We start from the raw sequence: 20,887 nt of genomic DNA on the forward strand, positions 1-20,887 counted from the left end.
CTGTGACGACGCAGAACGTCCCCGTGCCCGTGGTGCCGGCCCCCCGGGCCGTCGCCGGCAAGCGCACCCGCCGCGGACGGTGGACCGGCTGGGGGTTCGTCGGCCCGTTCATGGCCGTCTTCGCCCTGGTGTTCCTCGCCCCGATCGCGTACTCGATCTACCTGAGCCTGTTCCGCAAGCAGCTGGTCGGCGGCAACTCGTTCGTCGGGTTCGACAACTACCAGCGCGCGTTCACCGACCCGCAGTTCTGGGAGTCGGTCGGCCGCGTCGGGGCGTTCCTCGTCGTGCAGGTGCCGATCATGCTCGGCCTGGCGCTGCTCGTGGCGCTCGCGGTCGACAGCGGCCGCCTCTACGGCAAGAGCTTCTTCCGGATCTCGATCTTCCTGCCCTACGCGGTGCCCGCGGTCGTCGCGGCCCTCATGTGGGGCTTCATGTACGGCACCCGGTTCGGCCTGGTCGGCAACATCAACGACCTGCTCGGCGTCTCGCTGCCGAACCCGCTGTCGCCCGACCTGGTGCTGGTCTCGATCGGCAACATCGTGACCTGGAGCTTCGTCGGCTACAACATGCTGATCTTCTACTCCTCGCTGCGCACCATCCCGACCTCGCTGTACGAGGCCGCGGAGCTGGACGGCGCGAGCCAGTGGCAGGTGATCCGGGCGATCAAGATCCCCGCGATCCGCGGCGGCCTCGTCATCGCGACGATCTTCTCGATCATCGGCAGCTTCCAGCTCTTCAACGAGCCGAGCATCCTGCAGAGCCTCGCGCCGAACGCGATCACCACCTACTTCACCCCGAACCTGTACGCGTACTCCCTGTCCTTCTCGGGCCAGCAGTACAACTACTCCGCGACCATCGCGATCATCATGGGTCTGATCACCATGGTCATCGCCTACGTGGTCCAGCTGCGCGGCATGCGCAAGGAGGCGTGACGCGATGACCACCACCACCGTCGACCCGACGGCGCCCGCGCGTCGCCCCGCCGGCCCCCGCCTGAAGAGCCGCAGGGCCTACAGCGCGGACCGGCCCCGCCGCAGCGTCCTGCTGACCGTGCTCACCGCGGTGATCGGCCTCTACAGCCTGATCCCGCTCGCGTGGCTGCTCATCAACGCCAGCAAGACGCAGTCGGACCTGTTCGACTCGTTCGGCCTGTGGTTCAGCGGCGACTTCGCGCTGTTCTCCAACATCGCGGACACCCTCGCCTACGACGACGGGATCTTCGTCCGCTGGCTCGGCAACACGCTGCTCTACGTGGTCGTGGGTGCCGGCGGCGCGACGCTGCTGGCCGTGCTCGGCGGCTACGGCCTGGCGAAGTTCTCGTTCCCCGGCAAGAAGGCGGTCTTCGCGATCGTCATCGGCGCCGTGGCCGTGCCGGGCACCGCGCTCGCCGTCCCGACGTTCCTCATGTTCAGCCAGATGGGCCTGACCAACACCCCGTGGGCCGTCATCATCCCGTCGCTGATCTCCCCGTTCGGGCTCTACCTGATGTGGACCTTCGCGGCCGAGGCGATCCCGACCGAGCTGATGGAGGCCGCCCGGATGGACGGCGCCAGCGAGGCGCGCACGTTCGCGCAGATCTGCCTGCCGCTGCTGGCCCCCGGCATCGTCACGGTGCTGCTCTTCACGATGGTCGCGACCTGGAACAACTACTTCCTGCCGCTGATCATGCTGAAGAACCCCGACTGGTACCCCCTGACGCTCGGCCTGAACGCGTGGAACGCGCAGGCCGCGACCGCGGGCGGCGAGGCGATCTTCAACCTCGTCCTGACCGGCGCGCTGCTGACGATCATCCCGCTGATCGTGGCGTTCCTGCTGCTCCAGCGGTTCTGGCAGTCCGGCCTGTCCGCCGGCTCCGTCAAGGAGTGACCCACCCCTTTACGTCCCGTTCTGACAACGAAGTGAGAGGACCTCGCATGACCACCACCCCCCGCCGCAGGCTCTGGAGCGGCGTCGCCGCGGCCGGCGCGCTCGCGCTCGCCCTGACCGCCTGCTCCTCGGGCGGCTCCGACGACGCGGCCTCGGGCTCCACGGACAGCGGCAAGCTGACCGTCTGGTCCTGGGACAACACGGTCGAGCCGATCGCCGAGGCCTACATGGCCGAGCACCCCGACGTCGAGATCGACGTCGTGAACGCGGGCACCAACACCGACGAGTACACGGCGCTGCAGAACGCCGTCGCCGCCGGCTCCGGCATCCCCGACCTCGCGCAGATCGAGTACTACGCCATCCCGCAGTTCGCGATCGGCGAGTCGCTGGCCGACATCTCCGGCCTGGGCGCGTCCGACCTGGACGGCACCTACAGCACCGGCCCGTGGAACGCGGTCCAGCAGGGCGAGGGCATCTACGGCCTGCCGATGGACTCCGGCCCGATGGCCCTGTTCTTCAACACCACCGTGTTCGAGAAGTACGGCGTCCAGGTCCCCACGACCTGGGACGAGTACCTCGAGGCCGCGCGCGCCCTGCACGCCGCCGACCCGAACGTCTACATCACCAACGACACCGGTGACGCGGGCTTCGCGACCAGCATGATCTGGCAGGCCGGCGGCCAGCCGTACCAGGTCGACGGCACGGACGTCACCGTCGACTTCACCGACGAGGGCTCCACCAAGTTCGCCGAGCTCTGGCAGCAGCTGCTCGACGAGGACCTGGTCGCCCCGACCTCGTCCTGGAGCGACGAGTGGTACCAGGGCCTCGGCAACGGCACCATCGCCACGCTGACCATCGGCGCCTGGATGCCCGGCAACCTCGAGGCCAGCGTCACCCAGGCCGCGGGCCAGTGGCGCGTCGCCCCGATGCCGCAGTGGGAGGCCGGCCAGACCGCGTCCTCCGAGAACGGCGGCTCGGCCATGTCGATCATGGAGGCGGCCCCGAACAAGGAGCTCGCCTACGACTTCCTGACGTACCTGTCGAACGGTGACGGCACGAAGATCCGCATCGACGCCGGCGGCTTCCCCGCCACGACGGCCGACCTCGAGTCCGACGAGTTCCTGAACAAGGAGTCGGAGTACTTCGGCGGCCAGAAGATCAACGAGGTCCTGGCGCAGTCGGCCGCGGACGTCGTCGAGGGCTGGCAGTACCTGCCGTTCCAGGTCTACGCGAACAGCATCTTCAACGACACGGTCGGCCAGGCCTACGTCGGCAGCACGACGCTCACCGAGGGCCTCGCGGACTGGCAGACCCAGTCCATCGCCTACGGCAACGAGCAGGGCTTCACCACCAAGTGACGCCCCCGGCCGGCGGCGGGGCGCACGTCCCGCCGCCGGCCGACCCGTTCCACCCACCACACCCGGGAGCCCAGCACAGCCATGCCCACCTTCGAGATCGGTGACCGCGACTTCCTGCTCGACGGCCGCCCGCACCAGGTGATCTCCGGCGCCCTGCACTACTTCCGGGTGCACCCCGACCAGTGGGCGGACCGGATCCACAAGGCGCGGCTGATGGGCCTCAACACCATCGAGACCTACGTCGCGTGGAACTTCCACGCCCCCGAGCGCGGGCGGTTCGACCTCGACGGCCGGCGCGACCTGGGCCGGTTCCTCGACCTGGTCGCCGCCGAGGGCATGCACGCGATCGTGCGCCCCGGCCCCTACATCTGCGCCGAGTGGGACGGCGGCGGCCTGCCGGGCTGGCTGCTCGCGGACCCCGAGGTCGGCGTCCGCCGGCACGAGCCCCGCTACCTCGCGGCGATCGAGCAGTACTACGACCAGCTCCTGCCCCTGGTCGCCGAGCGGCAGATCAGCCGCGGCGGGCCGGTCGTGGCGGTGCAGATCGAGAACGAGTACGGCGCCTACGGCGACGACCAGGAGTACCTGCGCGCGCTGATCGCGATGACCCGCGCGCGGGGGATCGACGTCCCGCTGCTGAGCTGCGACCAGGCCGACGACGAGATGCAGACCCGCGGCAGCATCCCCGAGCTGCACCGGACGGCCACGTTCGGCTCGCGGTCCACCGAGCGCCTCGCGCTGCTGCGTCGCCACCAGCCCACCGGCCCGCTGATGTGCATGGAGTTCTGGAACGGCTGGTTCGACTCCTGGGGCCTGCACCACCACGTCGCGCCGTCCGAGGCCAACGCCCAGGACCTCGACGACCTGCTCGCCGCCGGCGGCTCCGTGAACCTCTACATGTTCCACGGCGGCACGAACTTCGGCATGACCAACGGCGCCAACGACAAGGGCACCTACCTGCCGATCACGACCTCCTACGACTACGACGCGCCGCTCGCCGAGCACGGCGCCGTCACCCCGAAGTGGCACGCCATGCGCGAGGTCATCTCCCGCTACGCGCCCGTCCCCGACGAGCTGCCCGCCGAGGCCGGCCCCGCGCCGGAGCTGACCGTCGACCTGGACCGGCGGCTGCCGTTCGCCGCGGCCGTGGGCGCGCTCGGCGAGGCCCGCTCCTGGGACCACCTGCCGACCACCGACGAGCTCGGCCACTGGTCCGGGTTCACGCTCTACCGGACGCAGGTCACCGCCGACGACCTGGTGCTGACCCTGGACGAGGTCCGGGACCGCGCGGTCGTCGCCCTCGACGGCGAGCCCGTCGGCGTGCTCAGCCGCACCGAGCACAGCCGCACCCTGGCGCTGCCCGGGCGCGCCGGCGAGCTCACGCTGCTGGTCGAGGACCAGGGCCGGGTCAACTACGGCCCGCGGATCGGCGAGCCCAAGGGCCTGATCGGGCCCGCACGCACCGCCACCCGCGAGCTCACCGCGTGGGAGACCGTCGCCCTGCGGCTGGACGAGGTCGAGCCCGCGCTGGCGGCCCTGCTCGCCGACGCGCCCGCCGCGGACCCCGCGTCGCCCGTCGCCGGTCCCGCGTTCCTGCGGGGCACGTTCGACACCGTCGCCGGCGCCGACCACTTCCTGCGCCTCGACGGCTGGGGCAAGGGCCTGGTGTGGGTCAACGGGTTCCCGCTGGGCCGGCACTGGAGCGCCGGGCCCACCGCGACGATGTACGTGCCCGGACCCGTGCTGCGGGCCGAGGGCAACGTGATCGTCGTGCTCGAGCTGCACGGTGCCGCGTCCGCGCGGGTCGAGATGGTCGCGGGTCCGGACCTCGGGTCCTCGGAGGTCTGAGACCTCACCCGCTCGCGGGCCAGACCACCCGGTCGGGGACTCAGAACGGCCCCCGGCGCGCCGATGACCAGGACAGGTGCCCGGCTGACCGGGCACGTCGTCGGAGCGAGGATGGGTCAGGACGTGGACGCCGCAGGGCCGCAGGAGACGTGGCCGGATTCCGCCGAGGGTGCGCGGCTGCTGCGCGGTGCGCTGGCGGCGCTGACCCGCGAGGGCGGCTTCCCGCTCGACGGCGTGGCGGCGGCCAAGCGGTCCGCGTCCGCTCCCGCCCCGACACCTGGCGGCTCCCGGCTGCCCCGGCGGCGCAAGCGCGACGCGGTGGCCGAGGACCCGGCGGCGGTCGTCGCCCGGCAGGCCGAGCGGATCCGCCAGGTCGAGAGCCTCATCGAGGCGGCGCCCATCGGCATCGGCCTGGTGTCCCTCGACGGCCGCACGCCGCTGACGAACGACACCCTGCGCCGGCTGCTCGGGTACTCCACCGAGGAGTTCGCGTCGATGCCGTTCTCCGCGTACACCGCGCTGGAGGACATCGCCGAGAACGAGCGGCTGTTCGACGCGATGGTCGCGGGCGAGAACGACGGCTTCGGCCTCGAGAAGCGGTTCGTCCGCAAGGACGGCACCTCGCTGTGGGTCGACCTCACCGTGTCGCTGGTCCGGGACGCCGACGGTCGGCCCGACTACGCGATCGGCATGACGCAGGACATCACCGACCGCAAGCGGCTCGCCGAGGAGCTGCGCGCCGCCGAGCTGCACTACCGGCTGCTCGTCGAGCACGTCCCCGCGGTCGTCTACATCGCGGAGCCCGGCCCCGGCGGCCGGTTCTCCTACGTCAGCCCCCGGCTCGAGTGGATGCTCGGCTACTCCCCGGAGGAGTGGCTCGCCGACGCGACGCTCTGGTCGCGCAGCATCCACCCCGCCGACCGCGCGATGCGGACCCACGAGGAGGCGATCCGGCAGGGCCTCGGCGAGGACGAGATGCTGCCGTCGATCACCTACCGGCTGCGGCACCGCGAGGGCCACGACGTGTGGGTGCGCGACGACGCGGTGCTGCGCCGCGACGACGACGACGGCCGCCCGCGGCTGCACGGCGTGCTGGTCGACGTCACGCAGGAGAAGACGCTCGAGGAGCGGCTCGCGCACATGGTCGACCACGACGCGCTCACCGGCCTCGTCAACCGCGCCCACTTCCACCGCCTGGTGGACGAGGCGCTGGCCGGCGGGAACCTCGGCGCGCGGCGCGCGGTCGCGGTCATGTACGTCGACCTCGACGACTTCAAGGCCGTCAACGACAACTTCGGCCACGCCGCGGGCGACCGCGTCCTGGTCGCCGTCGCCGACCGGCTGCGCGAGCTCGTGCCCGCGGGCAGCGCGGTCGCCCGGCTCGGCGGCGACGAGTTCGCGCTGCTGGTCACCGGCACGCGTGCCCGGGTCGAGGCCGCCGTGGCCGCCGCGTCCGCGATGGGCCAGGTCTCCGTCGACGTCGCGGGGGAGTACGCCCGGGTCGGCGCCAGCTTCGGCGCCGCGCTCGCCGACCGGCACCACACCACCGAGCTGCTGCTGCACGACGCCGACCAGGCGATGTACCAGGCGAAGCTCGGCGGCGACCGCGCGGACCGCCGTGGTGGCGACCGCCGGACCACCGCCGACCGCCGCACGGGCGCGGACCGCCGCAGCGGCGCAGACCGTCGCACGACCGCCGACCGCCGCGGCACCGCCGCCGACCGCCGCGCCTGACCCCGCCCGCACCTGCCCCGAGTGGATCCACCCGGGGCAGCACGCCGACGCGTGTCGACCGGGATCGTCCACCCTCGGGCCTGCCGGGCCCGGGTGGATCCACCCTGCGCGACGTGACGAGTGGATCCACCCGGGGCGCCACGCCGATGCGTGTCGACCGGGATCGTCCACACCTCGGGCCTGCCGGAACGGGGTGGATCCACTCCGCGCGCAACGCCGGTGCGTGTCGACCGGGATCGTCCACACCCGGCCGCGGGTGCGGCGGGTGCCGCGGGTGGGACGGGTGCTCGCGGGTGGCGCGGGGCCGCGGGTCAGGCCGGCGCAGCCACCCGGGGGAGCATCGCGAGCACGACGGCCGCGGACCGGTCGGCCGCGTCGTCGACGTGCGTGAGGAAGTCGTCCGCACCGGCGGGGCCGCAGAGATCCGAGATGCCGCGCACCGCGAGGAACGGCACGCCGTACACGTGCGCGACCTGCGCGAGCGCGGTGGTCTCCATGTCCGTCGACAGGCCGCCCGGGAACTGCTCGCGCACCGGCCCGACCAGCCCGGCGTCGACGAACGCGTCGCTCGACAGCATCAGGCCGGTCCGCACGGTGAGGTCGCCGGCGTCCGCGCCGAGGGCGGCGCCGCGCAGGGCGGAGTCGCCGCCGTAGGTCGCCGGCATCCCGGGCACCTGGCCGAGGGCGTACCCGAACGCGCGCGCGTCGGCGCCGGTGTAGACGTGCTCGGTGCCCACGACGACGTCGCCGACGTGCACGCCCGCCTGGACGCCACCGGCGCTGCCCGCGCTGATCAGCGCCGCCGGTGCCCGCCCGCCGCGGGCCGCCGCGACCAGCACCAGCGCCGCCGACGCCGCCGAGGACGCGTTCGCCAGCCCGATGCCGCTGCGGACCAGCAGCACCTCGCGGCCGCCGACGGTGAGCACGTGGTGCTCCGCGCCGCCGACCGTGGTGGTGGCGCCGACGGAGTCGGCCTGGGCGAGGAACGGGGCGGCCTCGTCCGGCATGGCGACCGAGACGACGACGTCCACCGCCGCGAGGGCGCTCACGCGGTCACCGTGCTCCACTCGGCGCGGTGCGCGAGGAACTCCCGCGCCGCGGCCTGCGCGCCCTCGAGGGTGTGGTTCGCGCCCCAGCCGCACTGCACCTCGTTGGCCGCGGGGACCTCGTCGGCGGCGGTGAGGTCCGCGAGCGTGTCGGCGACGAGCGCCTCGACGTCGTCCTGCGCCCACTCGCCCTGGAGGATCAGGTAGAAGCCCGTCTGGCAGCCCATCGGGGAGAAGTCGATCACCCGGTCGCTGTGGTTGCGGGAGTGCTCGGCGAACAGGTGCTCCAGGGAGTGCACGACCGGCATCTCCAGGTGCGCCTTGTTCGGCTGGGTGAACCGGACGTCGAACTTGCTGATCACGTCGCCCGCCGGGAGGACCTTCGTGTCGGCCAGCCGGATGTACGGCGCGACGACCGTCCGGTGGTCGAGGTTGAACGACTCGACGTTCATGCGGGGCTGGTTCACGGCACTCCTCGGCTCGCGGGTGGGGACCTGACCATTGTGCAGCGGCAGGTCCGGGCGTGGTATTCCGGCCGGGATGCGGGCGCGGGTGTCCGGGCCGTCACGCCAGCCGCGCGGCGCGGGGTGGCCGGGGCCGGGTCCGCGGCGACGTGGTCCGGTCGGTGAGCTCCAGCAGCCGCACCACCCGCCCTCGGTGCGGGGTCCACGGCGCGAGGACGTCCAGCACCTCCTCCTGCTCGACGCGGCGCCCGGCGATCGCGGTGCCGACCAGCCGCGGCAGGTGCAGGTCCCCGACGGACACCGCGTCCGCGTCGCCCAGCACGCGCCGGGTCGTCTCCGCGATGGTCCAGACCCCGATGCCGGGGACGGTCGCGAGGCGGCGGCGCAGCTCGGCGGGGTCGTGGCGCACGCCCTCCTGGAGCCGCGCGGCGACCGCGGCGGCGCGCAGCACGGCGGAGGACCGCTGGTCGTCGACGCCGGCCCGTCGCCAGTCCCAGACCGGCACCCGGCGCCAGCCGGCCGCGTCGGGCGGCACACGCATCCCGGAGGGCGCCGGCCCGGGCGGCGTGGTGCCGTGCCGCAGGAGCAGCCACCGCCACGCGGCGTGCGCGTCCAGCGTGACGACCCGCTGCTCCAGGACCGCCGGGACCAGCGCGCCCAGGACGTCGCCGGTGGCGGGCAGCCGCAGCCCGCGCAGCCGGTGGTGGGCGGCGGCGAGCCCGGCGTGCCCGGCCGGGTCGAACGTGCGCGGGTCGTCGTGGGAGCCGAGCAGCCGGGGTACGCCGGCGAGCGCCCGCTCGGCGCCCGGGCCCCACGCGGTCGCGGCGACCCCGCCGGCCGCGGCGGGCCGCAGGTGCAGCGTCGCGGGGCCGGTCGCGGTGCGCAGCACGTGCCAGACCGTGCCGTCGGGCAGCACCCGCAGCGCCGGGTCGCCCCCGCCGCGGCGCACGAGCATCAGGGTCAGACGGACGTCGAGCGGGCCGTCGGGCCGGTAGGTGCTGGTCAGCGGGGCGACGTCCGGCGACGGGCCCGCGGCGGGGTCGGCGGGGGTCGTCGGGGGCACCCCACCAGCATGACCCACGGGTGCGACACGGGACCGGACGGCCCCGTGCCGCACCCGTGGGACGACCGGCGTCAGCGGGCGAGGAAGTCCAGCAGCAGCGCGTTGACCTCGTCGCCGTGGGTCCAGAGCATCCCGTGCGGGGCGCCCTCGATCTCGGCGTACTCGGCCTGCGGCAGGGCGGCGTGGAACGGGCGGCCGGTGGCGTCGATCGGCAGGATCCGGTCGGCGGTGCCGTGCACGATGAGCGTCGGCACGTCGATCTTCGGCAGGTCGCCGCGGAAGTCCGTCAGCCAGGTCGGCACGACGGCGGACGACGCGAACCAGGACGCCCCGGCGGCGACGTCCCAGGAGTGCCGCAGCGCCTCCTCCGAGAGGCGGCTCCCCAGGTTCTCGTCGGTGTTGTAGAAGTCGGCGTAGAAGCTGGTGAAGTACGCGTACCGGTCGGCGGTCACGGCGGCGAGGATGCCGTCGAACACGTCCTGCGGGACGCCCGTCGGGTTGTCGTCGGTGTGCAGCAGGAACGGCTCGAGCGAGGCGAGGAACACGGCCTTCGCCACGCGCTCGGAGCCGTAGGTGCCGAGGTAGCGGCCGACCTCGCCGGTGCCCATCGAGAACCCGACGAGCACGGCGTCGCGGACGTCCAGCGTGTCGAGGACGACCTTCAGGTCCGCGGCGAACGTGTCGTAGTCGTACCCGGTGGTCGGCTGGCTGGACTGCCCGAACCCGCGGCGGTCGTAGGTGATGACCCGGTAGCCGGCGCGGAGCAGCGCGGCGGACTGCTTCTCCCAGGAGCGGCCGTCGAGCGGGTAGCCGTGGATCAGCACGACGGGCTGGCCGGTGCCGTGGTCCTCGTAGTACAGGTCGATCGAGGTGGTGTTCTCGGTTCCCACGGTGATGAACGGCATGGTGCGCCTCTTCCCTCCGGTGGAGAACGATCGTTCTCCGCGATGTGGGCTACAGTAGAGAACGAACGTTCTCCGCGCAACCCCTGCGCCCACCCCCTCGAGGAGGGCCGCTCCGATGAGCACCACGACCGCCGGCACCAGCCGCGACGAGACCCAGCGCGAGCAGGTGCTCGCCGCCGCCGACCGGCTCTACTACACACGCGGCATCCAGTCGGTCGGCATGGACGCGCTGCGCACCGAGGCCGGGGTCCCGCTCAAGCGGCTCTACCAGCTGTTCGGGTCGAAGGACGAGGTCGTGGCCGAGGTCCTCCGGCGGCGCAGCGCGAGGTGGGAGACGGGGCTGGCCGCCGCGGTCGCCGCCGCCGGCTCCCCGCGCGACCGGCTGCTCGCGGTCTACGACCACCTCGCCGGGTGGTTCGGCGACGCCGACTTCCACGGCTGCATCTTCATCAACTCGTTCGGCGAGCTCGGGGGCTGCTCGCCCGCGGTCGCGGAGCTCGTCCGGGAGCACAAGGCAGCGTTCCAGGCGTACGTCGCCGAGCTCGTCGCGGCCGCCGGCGGGCCGCCCGCGCTGGCCGCGCAGCTCGCGATCCTCGCCGAGGGCGCCCAGACGACCGCCGCCATCGCCGGCACCCCCGAGGCCGCGGCCCAGGCCCGCGCCGCCGCGGAGACGCTCATCGCCGCCGCGGGCGTCCCGACCGCCTGAACCCAGCCCCGCGCCCCGCCGAGACAGGACCGCCCGCTCGGGACAGGACCTCCCACCGCCCCGTCTCGGCGCGGAGGTCCTACCTCGGCGGGGCCGTGCGCTGGAGCCAGGTCGTCACCGCGTCCAGGTACAGCGCGCGCGGGACGTCGGCGGACAGGGTCAGGTCGTGGATCCCGCCGGGGACGGACAGCAGCGTGACGTCGTCGCCGAGGTGGTGCGCCCGGGCTCGGATCTGCCCGACGTCGAGGACCGTGTCCTGGGCGTCGAGCAGCGGGTTCTCCCGGCTGTTCGGGCCGGACTCCGCGGCCGTCGCGACCAGCACCGGCACCGGGATGTGCAGCCCCCGGGCGAGCCGCGCCTGCCCGCGGCGGACCGCCCGCAGCCAGCCCGCGCGCACCGGGAACCCCTCGGCGGGCTTGAGCCGGCGGTCGTAGTCCCACCGGCCGCCGTTCGCGACGTGCAGGTGCCACGAGTACGCCGACGGCCCGTCCGCGAGCACCCGCATCCGGTCGACCGGTCCGACGGTGTCGAGCACCCAGGTCGACACCACCCGGTGGAACCACCGGGCGTCGAGGTCGAACCACGGGCTGTCCAGCACCAGCGCGTCGACCGCCGCTCGGCCGCCGGGGCTGTCGGCCCAGAGCGCCGCCGTCAGCCCGCCCGTGGAGTGGGCGTGCACGGCGAGCCGGTCGTGGCCGAGCGCGTCCCGGACCAGGCGGGCTGCCAGGCCGAGGTCGACCCGGTACTCGGCGAGGTCGTCGACGTAGTGCGGCACCTGCCCGGGGCGCCACGACCGGCCGCACCGGCGCAGGTCGACCGCGTAGAACGTGTGGCCCGCCCGCTCCAGCGCGTCCGCCAGGTGGGTCTGGAAGAAGTAGTCGTTGAACCCGTGCACGTGCAGCACGGCGGGGCCGCCGGGCCGGGTGCCGGGGGCGGGGGTGCGGCGGACGACGGTCGTGACGAGCCCGGGGTCGCTCGCGGACACGCCGAGGGTCACGTGCTCCCAGCCCGGTCCGAGGGGGTCGGGCTCCCACGTCAGCCCGGGGCCGGTGCTCACCGCGGGTCCCGGGGCCCCGGTCGCACGGGCGACGCCGACGCGGGCAGCCGCAGCGGCAGCAGCGCCGCGAGGCCGATCCCGATGACGAGCACGAGACCCAGGATGCCCCAGCGCTGCGACCCGGAGACGGCCACGAAGGTGGCGAACGCCATCGGCGCGAGGAAGCTCGCGGCGCGACCGGTCGTCGCGTACAGCCCGAAGATCTGGCTCTCGCGGCCGTCGGGTGCGACGCGGGTCAGCAGCGACCGGCTGGCCGACTGCGCCGGGCCGACGAACACGCACAGCAGCAGCCCGCAGACCCAGAACGCCGACGTCCCCGCGCCGGCGAGCGCGAACGTCGACACCCCCGCGACGACCAGGCCGACGAGCGAGCCGACGATCAGCGCCCGGGGCCCGACGCGGTCGTCGAGCAGCCCGGCGAGGACCGTCGAGACCCCGGCGACGACGTTCGCGGCGATCGCGAACACCACGACCTCGCTCGCGCTGAACCCGAACGTGCCGGACGCGATCACCGCCCCGAACGTGAACACCCCCGCGAGCCCGTCCCGGTAGACGGCGCTGGCCAGCAGGAACAGCACCGTCGAGCGGGAGGTGCGCCACAGGTCGCGGACGTCGGCGACGATCCGGCGGTACGCCTCGACCACGCCGGGCCGGCGGCGCGCGGCGGTCCCGGCGTCCGGCGCGTCGGGGACGGCCAGCAGCACCGGCACCGCGAACGCCCCGAACCACAGGGCCGACACCAGCACCGCGACGCGGATGTTCTGCCCGTCGTCCCCGGTGACCCCGAACCAGCCGACCTCCGGGTTGATGAACCCGACGAACAGGATCAGCAGGAGCACGATCCCGCCGACGTAGCCGGCGCCCCAGCCGAGCCCGCTGATCCGGCCGAGCGTCGCGGGCGTGGCGACGCGGGGGAGCAGCGCGTTGTAGTGCACCGACCCGAGCTCGAACGTCACGTTCGCCGCCGCGAGCAGCGCGATGCCGAGGAGCAGGTTCGCGGTGAGCGAGTCCGGGTCGGGGCGCACCAGGGCCATCGCCGCGCACAGGGCCACGGTGACCGCCGTCTGCACGGCGAGCCCGCGCCGCCGCCGCCCCGAGCCGTCCGCCCGGGTACCGGCGAGCGGCGCCGTCAGGGCGATCAGCACGCCCGCGGCCGTCAGGCCCCAGCCCAACCAGGTCGAGTGCTCGGCGAGCGCGGCGTCCAGCGCGTCACCCCCGGCGGCGACGACCGCCGGGTCGACGAACGCGTCGCTGGTGAGCCACCGGGTGAACACGAACGTCGTGATGACGGCGTTGAACGCCGCCGACCCCCAGTCCCACAGCGACCACGCGACGACCGGCCACCGGCCCCTTCGGGTCCCCGGCGCGGCCTCGGCGGCGACGGGTGCGGGCAGCGGGACGGGGTCGGGGTGCACGGACCAGGGATACCCCGGTCCGGCGTCCGGCGCGTGTCGACCCGCTGAACGACCGGCGACCGGTTGCCGGGCCGTGCGCCGCTGCCTACGGTCCCGGCATGACCGCCACCGTCCGCACCGGCATCTCCGGCTGGCGGTACGCACCGTGGCGCGGGGTGTTCTACCCGCCGGGCCTGCCGCAGCGCCGGGAGCTGGAGTTCGCGTCGCGACGGCTCGGGTCGATCGAGGTGAACGGGTCGTTCTACGCCCTCCAGCGACCCGGGTCGTACCAGGCGTGGCGCGCGGAGGTGCCGCCGGGGTTCGTGTTCTCCGTCAAGGGCCCGCGGTTCGTGACCCACATGAAGAAGCTCGCGGACGTCGCGACGCCGCTGGCGAACTTCTTCGCCTCCGGCGTGCTGGCGCTCGGGGACGGGCTCGGGCCGGTGCTGTGGCAGCTCCCGCCGACGCTCGGTTACGACGCCGACCGGCTCGCGCGGTTCTTCGAGCTGCTGCCGCGCACGACCGCCGAGGCCGCGGCGCTCGCGGAGCACCACGACGAGCGGCTGGACGACCGGGCGTGGACGACCACCGACGCGGACCGCCCGCTCCGGCACGTGCTGGAGGTGCGGCACGCGTCGTTCGAGACCCCGGAGTACCCGGCGCTGCTGCGGGAGCACGGGGTCGGGCTCGTCGTCGCCGACACCGCCGGGCGCTGGCCGTACCTGGAGGACGTCACCGCGGACCTGGTCTACGTCCGGCTGCACGGTGACGCGGAGCTGTACGTGTCCGGGTACGACGACCCCGCGCTGGACCGGTGGGCGGACCGGGTCCGGGCGTGGGCGGCCGGGGGCGAGCCCGGCGACGCGCGGCGGCTCGGACCACCGGCGGAGCCGGCGCCCGCGGGGCGGGACGTGTTCGTGTACTTCGACAACGACACGAAGGTGCGCGCGCCCGTGGACGCGATGGCGCTGGCCCGACGGCTGGGAGTCGGGCCGGTGGACCCGGCCTGAGCGGTCAGTGCTCCCGGCCGCGCAGCCGGTCGATCTCGCGACGCTCCCGCTTGGTGGGTCGACCCGCGCCCCGGTCGCGCTGCGCGGCGACGGCGACCTGCTCCGGCGGCGGTGGCGCGGGCGTGCGGTCGACGTACGCGGTGGCCGCGGGGCCGGCGCCGACGCGGCGCTCCAGGACGTGCGCGACCTCGACGATCCGCTCCGGTCCCTCGCCGCGGACCCGCACCTCGTCGCCGACCTTCACGCTGGTCGCCGGCTTCGCGCGGTCGCCGTTGACCCGGACGTGCCCCGCCCGGCACGCCGCGGCGGCCAGGGCGCGGGTCTTCGTCAGGCGCACGGCCCACACCCACCGGTCGACCCGGGTCGACGACGGCCCGGCGGGCAGCACCGGACGCGCCGGGGGAGCCGGGCTGGTCGGCGGTGCCGGGGCGTCCCCGGGGTCGGCGGTCACGGTCGCGTCGCTCAGGCCGCGACCCGGGCGGCCGCGCCCCGGACGTCCGCGGGGTCGTGCCCGCCGGGCTGCTCGCCGCGGGCGGCGGCGTGCTCGGCGAGCCGGAGCAGGGTGGCGTTCAGCGGCGTCGGCACCCCGTGCAGGCGGCCGAGCAGCACGATCTCCCCGTTGAGGTACGCGGCCTCGATGGACCCGGCGCCGCGGACCAGGCTCTGCCAGGACGACCCGCCGCGGCGGGTGACGCCCGGCAGGTCGACGAGCGTGAAGTCGCCGCGCTCGCGCTGCTCGTCCTCGGGCGCGACGGGCTCGATGCCGGCGGCGGCCAGCACCGTGCGGGCCTCCGCGACGGTGTCGGCCAGCAGCTCCCGGGCCGCGGGCTCGCGGACCGGGCCGCACAGCGCCTCGACGGCGTTGCCGAGGTTGCTCAGCAGCTTCGCGTACTTCCACGCCATGACGTCCTCGACCACGGGGGCGCGGAAGCCCGCTGCCACCAGGTCGGCGCCGACGCGGCCGAGGTCGGGGTCGGGCGCGCCCGCGGGGACCGTGCCGAGCGTCAGCACCCCCGCGACGGGGCTGCCCGCCGCGGACACCCGGCCGGGCTCGAGGAACGTCGCCGGCAGCCACACGCACATGCCCGCGACCCGCGCGAACCGGCGCAGGGCCGTGCGCTCGTTGTCGACGCCGTTCTGCGCGCAGACCAGCAGCAGGTCCTCGCCCGCGGTCCGGCCGCCGGCGACGGGGCGGTCGGCCCACTGCGCGGTGGTGGCCGCGGTGTCCTGGCCCTTGACGGCGAGCACGAGCACGTCGCCCGGGCGCAGGTCGACGTCCTGCGGGCCCGACGCGACCGGGGCGTGCACGGTGCGCGCGCCCGACTCGGTGGTCAGGTGCAGGCCGTCCGCCCGCAGCGCGTCGAGGTGGGCGCCGCGCGCGACGAGGACGACGTCGCGCCCCGCCTCCGCGAGCAGCCCGCCGATGGTCCCGCCGACCGCGCCGGCCCCGATGATCACGTATCGCACCCGGTCACGGTGCCACATCCCGGTCGCCTCCCGCTCCGGAGGGCGACGTACGGTGGAGGTATGACCACCTCCTCCCTCGTCGCCATCACGGGCGGCTACGTCGTCCCCGTCTCCTCCGCCCCGATCGAGGGCGGCACCGTCCTGATCCGCGACGGCCGCATCGAGGCGGTCGGCGCCGACGTCGTGGTGCCCGACGGTGCGACGGTCGTCGACGCGACCGGCCGCTGGGTGCTGCCGGGCTTCGTGGAGGCGCACGGCCACGTGGGCATCCACGAGGAGGGCGAGGGTGTCGCCGGCAACGACACCAACGAGATGACCGGGCCGAACATGGCCGGCGTCCGGGCGGTCGACGCCATCAACATCGACGACGAGGGCTTCCGCGACGCGCTGTCCGGCGGCATCACCTCGGTCGTCGTGAAGCCCGGGTCGGGCAACCCGATCGGCGGCCAGAGCGTCGCGATCAAGTCCTGGGGCGGGCGCACGATCGACGAGCAGGTGATCTCCGACGCCGTGAGCGTCAAGTCCGCGCTCGGGGAGAACCCCAAGCGCGTGTACGCCGAGAAGAAGCAGACCCCGTCGACCCGCCTGGGCACCGCGCTGGTCATCCGGCAGGCGTTCACCGACGCCCAGCACTACCGCGCCGCGCGCGACGCCGCCGCCGCGAAGGGCGAGCCGTTCAAGAAGGACCTGACGCTCGACACCCTCGCCCGGGTGCTCGACGGCGAGCTCGTCTGGGACCAGCACACCCACCGGCACGACGACATCGTCACGGCGATCCGCCTGGCCGACGAGTTCGGCTACAAGCTCGTCATCAACCACGGCACCGAGGGGCACAAGGTCGCGGACGTGCTCGCCGAGCGCGACATCCCGGTGATCTTCGGCCCGATGTTCACCTCGCGGTCCAAGGTCGAGCTCCGCGACCGCGCCATCGCGCACCTCGCCACGCTCGCCGCGGCCGGGGTCCGGGTCGCCATCACCACCGACCACCCCGTCGTGCCGATCAACTTCCTGGTGCACCAGGCCACGCTCGCCGTGAAGGACGGCCTGCCGCGCGAGACCGCGCTCGAGGCGCTGACGACGAACCCCGCCGCGTTCCTCGGGCTCGACGGCCGGGTCGGGGCGCTCGAGGCCGGGCGCGACGGCGACGTCGTCATCTGGTCCGGCGACCCGCTCGACGTGCACGCGCGCGCCGAGCACGTCCTCATCGAGGGCCGGACCGTGTACACGTGGGACCGCGAGACGGCGACCGCCCACGTGGTCGAGCGCGCGGAGCGGTTCACCGCCTGACGCCCACCGGCGCGGGTTCATGGGCCGCTCCCAGCGACCGCCCAGCGGACGGTCGGGGGAGCGGGGTGCACTGAGGGTCGTCGACGCCACCCGGGGCGTCGCCCCCCGGAGGTGCCTCATGGACCAGCACGACCCCACCACGCCGACCCCGGCCGCCGACCCCGCGAGCACGCCGCAGCCCGTCGTCGCGGACGCGTACCCGCCCCGGCGGATGTCGCGCCGGCGGCGGCGGGCGGTCGCGCTCGTGTCCTCGGGTGTCGTCGCGGCCGGGCTGGTGCTCGGCGGGTCGGCGCTCGCGGTGGGCCTGCCGGACGGGCGCAGCACCGGGCTGACGGTGGCGCCGGACCCCGTGACCGGCTCCGGCGGGCTCACCGCGCCCCGGTGGTCCGGCGGACCGGCCACCGGGTCGTCGGGGTCGGGGTCGTCCGGTTCGGGCGGCCCGTCCGGCTCGGCCGGCTCGACCGGCACCGCGACCCTCGACGCCGCCACCGCCTCCGCCGCGCAGCAGACCGGCGTGGTGCTGATCGACACCGTCCTCGGCTACCAGTCCGCGCAGGCCGCCGGCACCGGCGTGGTGCTCACCTCGGACGGTCTGGTCGTGACGAACAACCACGTGGTCGAGGGCGCGACCGAGATCACCGTGACCGTCGGCGCCACCGGCGAGCAGTACCCGGCCACGGTCGTCGGCACCGACGCGTCCGCGGACGTCGCCGTGCTGCAGCTCGCGGACGCCTCCGGCCTGGCGACGGCCTCGCTGGACGACGACGATGCGGTGGCGGTCGGCGACGCCGTCACCGCGGTCGGCAACGCGCAGGGCGGCGGCGTCCTGCTCGCGGCAGGCGGCACGGTCACGGCGCTGGACGAGTCGATCACCACGCAGGCCGAGGGCGTCTCGGCGGGCGAGCGGCTCACCGGTCTGATCCAGGTCGACGCCGACGTGGTGTCCGGCGACTCGGGCGGCCCGCTGCTGGACGACGAGGGCGAGGTCGTCGGCATCACGACCGCCGCGTCGTCCGGGTCGGCGGACATCACCGGCTACGCGCTCCCGATCGGGGACGTCCTCGACGTGGTGACGCAGATCGTCGCCGGCGACGACACCGACAGCATCGTGCTCGGGTACCCCGCGTTCCTCGGCGTGCAGCTCGCGACCACGTCGACCGGGCTCGGGTCGGGCCTCGCGGGCGGCGGGGCACGTGTCGCCGGGGTGGTCGAGGGCACCCCGGCGGTCGACGCCGGTCTGACCGCCGGCGACACGGTCACCGCGGTCGACGGCACCCCGGTGGCGGACGGCGACGCGCTCAGCGCCGCCCTGGCCACCCGTGCCCCCGGCGACGCCGTCGCCCTGACCTGGACCACCGCCGCGGGCGAGACCCGCACGGCCACGGTCACCCTCGCCCAGGGCCCTGCCGCCTGACCCTCCCGCCGGCCGCCGCCGAGATGACACCCCTCACCTGTGCCGCGGGGTGCCGCCGCAGGCGCGCTCGGTCATCTCGGCGGGGGAGGGTGCGGGTGCGCCGGTACGCTCGCGGGTCATGGCCGTCACGATGCAGGACGTCGCGCGCCGGGCGGACGTCTCCGTGAAGACGGTGTCCCGGGTGGTCAACGACGAGCCGCACATCAGCCCGGACAAGCGCGAGCGGGTGCTCGCCGCGATCGACGAGCTCGGGTACCGGCTGAACCCGGCGGCGCGGACCCTGCGCACCGGCCGGTCGGGGGTCATCGGCCTGGGGCTGCCGGACCTGCGCGAGCCGTACTACGCCGAGCTGGCGCACGCGGTGCTGCAGCAGGCCGGCCGGCGCGGTCTCACCGTGCTGGTCGACCCGACCGGCGGGGACCGCGACCGGGAGCTGGCGCTGCTCGGCGGGCGCGGCGGCGGCCTGGACGGCGTGCTGCTGTACGCGCTGGGGGTCGGCGCGCAGGACGCCGTCGGCGCGGCCCTGCCCGCGGTGCTGCTCGGCGAGCGGGTCGCGCCGGGGGCGTCGGCGGCCGTCGACGTGGACCCGGCCGTGGCGGCCGCGGTCGCGCACCTGGTCGAGACGGGCCGGCGGCGGGTCGCGGTGCTCGGCGCCGACCCCCGGCCCGGGTCCCCGGGTGCGCGGCGGACCGAGGCGTTCCGCCGGGCGGCCGCCGTGCACGGTCTGGCGGTCGACGAGGCGCTGCTCGTGGACGTCGGCCCGCGGTGGGGCCGGCAGGAGGGTGCCGTCGCCGCGGCCCGGCTGCTGGACGCCGGTAGGCCGTTCGACGCGCTGCTCGCCCACAACGACGCCCTCGCCCTCGGGGCGCTGCGCGCGGCGCTCGACCGCGGCCTGCGGGTGCCGGGGGACCTCGCGGTGATCGGCTCCGGGGACACCGAGGACGCCCGGTACGCCGTGCCGTCGCTCACCTCGATCGCGCAGGGCACCAGCGAGGTCGCGGGCACGGCGGTCGCGCTGCTGGTGGACCGGATCGAGGGCCGCCCGTCCCGCGACGAGGCGCCGCGCGCCGCCGCGGTCGACCTGCGGCTGCGCGAGTCGACGCTCGGGGTGGGGGTCGCGTGAGCGGCGAGGAGGGGCGCGCGGTCACGATGGCCGACGTCGCCGCAGCGGCGGGCGTCTCGGTGAAGACCGTGTCGAACGTCCTGGCCGACCACCCGCAGGTGCGGGCCGCGACGCGCGACCGGGTGCTGGCCGCGGTGACGGCGCTGGGGTACCGGGTGAACCCGTTCGCCAGCCGGCTGCGGTCCGGGCGCACCGGGGTGATCGCGTTCGCGCTGCCGCACCTGTACCAGCCGTACTTCGGCGACATGGCCGAGCGGGTGATCGCCGAGGGGGAGCGCCGCGGGCTGACCGTGGTGATCGAGCCGACCGACGCCCTCGCCGAGCGGGAGCGGGCCGTGCTGTCCGGTGCGCGCCGCCAGCAGGTGGACGGGGCGATCCTGTCCCCGGCCGCGCTCGGCGTCGCGGAGCTCCAGGGGCTGCGCGTCGAGGGCCCGGTGGTCCTGCTCGGGCCGCGGCTGGCGGCCCCGCCCGCGGACCAGGTGGTGATGGACGACCAGGGCGCGGCGCGCTCGGCGGTCGAGCACCTGCTCGCCTCGGGTCGCCGTCGGGTCGCGGCGATCGGCACGGCCGACGACGGCGGGTCCGCGGACCGGCGCGAGGCGGGGTACCGGGACGCGCTCGCGGCGTACGGCGTGCCGGTCGACGAGGCGCTGCTGCTGCGGGCGCCGGACTGGGACCGCCGGTCGTCGGGTGCGGCCGCGGTGGTGCGGCTGCTGGACTCGGGCGCGCCGTTCGACGCGGTGTTCTGCTTCAACGACGCGATGGCGTTCGGGGTGCTGCGGGTGCTCGCGAGCCGGGGCCTGCGGGTTCCGGAGGACGTGGCGGTGGTGGGGTTCGACAACACCGAGCAGTGCCGGTTCTCGACGCCGCCGCTCACGTCCGTCGAGCCGGGGCAGGAGCAGATCGCGCGGACGGCGGTCGACCTGCTCGTGCGGCGGATCGAGGGTCGGACGGACGGGCCCGAGGTCGTCGTCGCCGACCACCACCTGGTGGTCCGGGAGTCGTCGGGCGGGCCGCGGACGCCGGTCGCCTGACCGGCGCCGACTCCGACGATGTCAGTGCCAGCACGCTCACAGGGTCGTCACGGTTGACAACGATGTAAGTCTGGCCGCAAGGTGGCTCCGCACACCGACGCACGCATCGCC

Annotated in this window: 19 protein-coding genes; 11 read left to right on the forward strand and 8 right to left on the reverse strand. The window is 74.9% G+C overall.

From position 1 onward, the window contains the following. Positions 1-2: 2 nt before the first annotated feature. The 5 genes from ACFVXN_RS03080 (at position 3) to ACFVXN_RS03100 (ending at position 6,806) form a co-directional block, all read left to right on the forward strand. Positions 3-932, forward strand: coding sequence for a carbohydrate ABC transporter permease (locus tag ACFVXN_RS03080; RefSeq protein ID WP_389227069.1), 930 nt, complete (start codon positions 3-5; stop codon positions 930-932). A gap of 4 nt (positions 933-936) precedes the next feature. Further along, positions 937-1,866, forward strand: coding sequence for a carbohydrate ABC transporter permease (locus ACFVXN_RS03085; RefSeq protein WP_389227072.1), 930 nt, complete (start codon positions 937-939; stop codon positions 1,864-1,866). 47 nt (positions 1,867-1,913) lie between these two features. Continuing rightward, positions 1,914-3,224 (forward strand): ABC transporter substrate-binding protein, encoded by a 1,311-nt coding sequence (locus ACFVXN_RS03090; RefSeq protein WP_389227075.1) that lies wholly within the window; start codon positions 1,914-1,916, stop codon positions 3,222-3,224. Between the two features lie 81 nt (positions 3,225-3,305). Then, positions 3,306-5,072, forward strand: a complete 1,767-nt coding sequence (locus tag ACFVXN_RS03095) for a beta-galactosidase family protein (protein WP_389227078.1) — start codon at positions 3,306-3,308, stop codon at positions 5,070-5,072. Positions 5,073-5,195: 123 nt separating this feature from the next. Beyond that, the gene (locus tag ACFVXN_RS03100; protein WP_389227081.1) at positions 5,196-6,806 is read left to right on the forward strand and encodes a PAS domain S-box protein; all 1,611 of its coding nucleotides are present in this window, start codon (positions 5,196-5,198) and stop codon (positions 6,804-6,806) included. Between the two features lie 311 nt (positions 6,807-7,117). On the opposite strand, the gene mtnN is transcribed toward ACFVXN_RS03100, so the two are convergent. The 4 genes from mtnN to ACFVXN_RS03120 form a co-directional block, all read right to left on the reverse strand. After that, entirely contained in the window at positions 7,118-7,855 is a 738-nt protein-coding gene (gene mtnN, locus ACFVXN_RS03105) for a 5'-methylthioadenosine/S-adenosylhomocysteine nucleosidase (protein ID WP_389227084.1), read from the reverse strand. Continuing rightward, complete coding sequence (locus tag ACFVXN_RS03110; protein ID WP_389227847.1) at positions 7,852-8,304, reverse strand: S-ribosylhomocysteine lyase; 453 nt, start codon at positions 8,302-8,304, stop codon at positions 7,852-7,854. The genes mtnN and ACFVXN_RS03110 overlap by 4 nt, the downstream gene beginning before the upstream one ends. A 112-nt stretch (positions 8,305-8,416) precedes the next feature. Then, the gene (locus ACFVXN_RS03115; RefSeq protein ID WP_389227087.1) at positions 8,417-9,379 is read right to left on the reverse strand and encodes a DNA-3-methyladenine glycosylase family protein; all 963 of its coding nucleotides are present in this window, start codon (positions 9,377-9,379) and stop codon (positions 8,417-8,419) included. Between the two features lie 71 nt (positions 9,380-9,450). After that, on the reverse strand, positions 9,451-10,284 hold the full coding sequence (locus ACFVXN_RS03120; RefSeq protein ID WP_389227090.1) for an alpha/beta fold hydrolase: 834 nt from the start codon (positions 10,282-10,284) through the stop codon (positions 9,451-9,453). Between the two features lie 115 nt (positions 10,285-10,399). Between ACFVXN_RS03120 and ACFVXN_RS03125 the strand changes: the two genes are divergently transcribed. Continuing rightward, positions 10,400-10,990 carry a TetR/AcrR family transcriptional regulator gene (locus ACFVXN_RS03125; RefSeq protein ID WP_389227093.1) on the forward strand — a complete coding sequence of 197 codons (591 nt, stop codon included), beginning with the start codon at positions 10,400-10,402 and terminating at the stop codon, positions 10,988-10,990. A gap of 79 nt (positions 10,991-11,069) precedes the next feature. On the opposite strand, the gene ACFVXN_RS03130 is transcribed toward ACFVXN_RS03125, so the two are convergent. Then, positions 11,070-12,047 carry an alpha/beta hydrolase gene (locus ACFVXN_RS03130; protein WP_389227096.1) on the reverse strand — a complete coding sequence of 326 codons (978 nt, stop codon included), beginning with the start codon at positions 12,045-12,047 and terminating at the stop codon, positions 11,070-11,072. Further along, positions 12,044-13,462 (reverse strand): MFS transporter, encoded by a 1,419-nt coding sequence (locus ACFVXN_RS03135; protein ID WP_389227099.1) that lies wholly within the window; start codon positions 13,460-13,462, stop codon positions 12,044-12,046. The genes ACFVXN_RS03130 and ACFVXN_RS03135 overlap by 4 nt, the downstream gene beginning before the upstream one ends. A gap of 98 nt (positions 13,463-13,560) precedes the next feature. Between ACFVXN_RS03135 and ACFVXN_RS03140 the strand changes: the two genes are divergently transcribed. After that, positions 13,561-14,451, forward strand: a complete 891-nt coding sequence (locus ACFVXN_RS03140) for a DUF72 domain-containing protein (RefSeq protein WP_389227101.1) — start codon at positions 13,561-13,563, stop codon at positions 14,449-14,451. A 4-nt stretch (positions 14,452-14,455) separates the two neighbouring features. Here ACFVXN_RS03140 and ACFVXN_RS03145 read toward each other — a convergent pair whose 3' ends face one another. Together ACFVXN_RS03145 and ACFVXN_RS03150 are read right to left on the reverse strand one after the other, a co-directional pair. Next, positions 14,456-14,836 carry an RNA-binding S4 domain-containing protein gene (locus tag ACFVXN_RS03145; RefSeq protein WP_389227851.1) on the reverse strand — a complete coding sequence of 127 codons (381 nt, stop codon included), beginning with the start codon at positions 14,834-14,836 and terminating at the stop codon, positions 14,456-14,458. Positions 14,837-14,913: 77 nt separating this feature from the next. Beyond that, complete coding sequence (locus ACFVXN_RS03150) at positions 14,914-15,918, reverse strand: ketopantoate reductase family protein (protein WP_389227104.1); 1,005 nt, start codon at positions 15,916-15,918, stop codon at positions 14,914-14,916. Between the two features lie 60 nt (positions 15,919-15,978). Between ACFVXN_RS03150 and ACFVXN_RS03155 the strand changes: the two genes are divergently transcribed. From ACFVXN_RS03155 to ACFVXN_RS03170, 4 genes are all read left to right on the forward strand, one after another. Then, the gene (locus ACFVXN_RS03155) at positions 15,979-17,205 is read left to right on the forward strand and encodes an amidohydrolase (RefSeq protein ID WP_389227107.1); all 1,227 of its coding nucleotides are present in this window, start codon (positions 15,979-15,981) and stop codon (positions 17,203-17,205) included. Positions 17,206-17,323: 118 nt separating this feature from the next. Continuing rightward, complete coding sequence (locus tag ACFVXN_RS03160; protein WP_389227110.1) at positions 17,324-18,619, forward strand: S1C family serine protease; 1,296 nt, start codon at positions 17,324-17,326, stop codon at positions 18,617-18,619. 118 nt (positions 18,620-18,737) lie between these two features. After that, entirely contained in the window at positions 18,738-19,742 is a 1,005-nt protein-coding gene (locus tag ACFVXN_RS03165; RefSeq protein WP_389227113.1) for a LacI family DNA-binding transcriptional regulator, read from the forward strand. After that, positions 19,739-20,776: a LacI family DNA-binding transcriptional regulator gene (locus ACFVXN_RS03170; protein ID WP_389227116.1), complete on the forward strand. Its 1,038-nt coding sequence runs from the start codon at positions 19,739-19,741 to the stop codon at positions 20,774-20,776. The genes ACFVXN_RS03165 and ACFVXN_RS03170 overlap by 4 nt, the downstream gene beginning before the upstream one ends. The last annotated feature ends 111 nt before the right edge of the window (positions 20,777-20,887 follow it).

This window comes from Cellulomonas sp. NPDC058312, assembly GCF_042880135.1.
In the GTDB taxonomy this organism is placed as follows: domain Bacteria; phylum Actinomycetota; class Actinomycetes; order Actinomycetales; family Cellulomonadaceae; genus Cellulomonas.